The following is a 1,952-nucleotide window of genomic DNA, read 5'->3' on the forward strand; positions in this document are numbered from 1 at the left end:
AAAAAACCGCCACTGACAGAAAGCCGGCGGGACGTTAGCAGAAACCCAAGAGCTACACGAAACGCATACCAAAACGACATAAAACCATAAAATTCTTTTTTATCTATATTGTAAGAAAAACCTTTTTTTATTATTTTTGAAAATTATTTTTTCAAAAACAATTAAAATATGGCATCAGTATCAGAAACAGGACACGCAAAAAATGTGGCAAACCTTCAAGATTTAATTTCATTCGTAACAGGCTACGGAACAACCTACAACCCTACCAAAAATGCTCTAAAGTTGCCACAACTTACCGCTTTATATACCGCATCACAGGCAAGTTTAGCCGATGTTGTAACAAAAAATACAGCATACAATAATAAAGTTAATGAGCGAGTTGTTGCATTCAAAGATTTAAAATCATTATCAACAAGATTGATAAATGCATTACAAACCACCGACGCAACTTCCGAAAAAATTGCAGATGCAAAAGCATTCAACAAAAAAATGCAAGGCATCAGAGCTAAAGCAGTTGAAACGCCAAGCGACTCAAATGCACCAGCCCCAAACACAATTTCAACAAGTCAGCAATCATACGACCAACAAATTCAACATTTAGCGGGTATTATTTCAGTTTTACAATCTGAACCAAGTTATGCTCCAAACGAAAATGATTTAAAAATTGTAACGCTTACAGCAAAACAAACAGACCTAACCGCTAAAAATAGTGCAGTTGCCATAGCATACGCAAACGTAAGCAATTCAAGAATTGCAAGAGATAAAACAATCTATGGAGAAGATACAGGATTATTTGACATCGCCACCGAAGTAAAGAAATACATCAAATCAGTTTTTGGCGCAACAAGTCCACAATTCGCCCAAGTAAAAGGAATAGAATTTACAAAGAAGAGAAAATAGAACAATACTAAAAATAAATACGACAAGCCGAAACACAAAACAATAAAGCAGATTTATATTTATTGCTATCGCAATTATATATATCTGCTTCGTAGTTATATAAATGCTTTCCGCATTTATATTTTCGCTTGTCGTATTTATATTTATAGCAATCCGATTTATATTTATAGCAATCCGACTTACATTTACCCCTACTCTATTTTTATTTATGTCATTCCGATTTACATATATACCAATCAGAAACGTAATGACACAAAGCATAGTATTAAAATAAAAACTAACGCCACAAAATGGGCTTCTGCTAACAGGGGTTTCATGAAATTGGGGCTTTAAGGCTAAAATTCAAGGTTATTTTATATATTTGACTTCCGTGGTTATGGAATGGTTTGGGAATATATAAACCCCAACTTCATGAAGCCCCGGGACGTTATGGGCAATATTAACAGAACGAAATCTTTAAAACTACTCATGTATAAAAAATTTACTCCAATACTATTTTGTCTTTTCATTCTTTCTTGTTCTACAAAAAAATTAAGTACCACTCACTCCAATTACCACTCGGCAAAACTATGTGTAGGAATCAAAAACATGATAAACTATGTTGAAAATTCGAATGAATTGAAATCTTTTTTTAGAGGTAAACCTGGAAACACAATTTTAGAATACGAGTGTGACACATTAGTAAATGAAGGAATTCCTCGCAGTCCTTTCGATATTGGAATGACCCAAATAATCGAAAAAGAAGAAAAAATTTCTCATAAAGAAGCTGAGGAAAGATTGGCGAGAAAATTTTTAATTGGTGAACCTAAAAAACTCTATACTGGCTGTGTAAATAAATCTAATTCTACCAAACCAGAAGTTAAAGTCTCTTATTATTACTATCCCGAATATTCATTGTTAATTACTGAGGTAGAGCGAATTTTATACGAAAAAGGATATTCAAGCGGTTATATGTTTTTGACCAAATTAAACAATGATGGTGATATTACGATAATAAACTCAACTTTTTGGGAAGGATAAAATACTGCCCATAACAGCGGTTTTCTGCAATG

Annotated in this window: 2 protein-coding genes; both read left to right on the forward strand. The window is 33.1% G+C overall.

What is annotated here, in order from left to right:
* The first annotated feature begins 168 nt into the window (after positions 1-168).
* Positions 169-900 carry a hypothetical protein gene (locus tag FCR2A7T_RS03465; protein WP_023569890.1) on the forward strand — a complete coding sequence of 244 codons (732 nt, stop codon included), beginning with the start codon at positions 169-171 and terminating at the stop codon, positions 898-900.
* A gap of 588 nt (positions 901-1,488) precedes the next feature.
* The gene (locus FCR2A7T_RS03470; protein WP_131473143.1) at positions 1,489-1,920 is read left to right on the forward strand and encodes a hypothetical protein; all 432 of its coding nucleotides are present in this window, start codon (positions 1,489-1,491) and stop codon (positions 1,918-1,920) included.
* Positions 1,921-1,952 lie beyond the last annotated feature (32 nt).

It is taken from the genome of Flavobacterium cauense R2A-7 (assembly GCF_000498475.1).
GTDB classification, from domain to species: Bacteria; Bacteroidota; Bacteroidia; order Flavobacteriales; family Flavobacteriaceae; genus Flavobacterium; species Flavobacterium cauense.

Coding starts and splice junctions, on each gene's coding strand:
- FCR2A7T_RS03465 (WP_023569890.1), top strand. CDS start 169: ATGGCATCAGTATCAGAAACAGGACACGCAAAAAATGTGGCAAACCTT.
- FCR2A7T_RS03470 (WP_131473143.1), top strand. CDS start 1,489: ATGATAAACTATGTTGAAAATTCGAATGAATTGAAATCTTTTTTTAGA.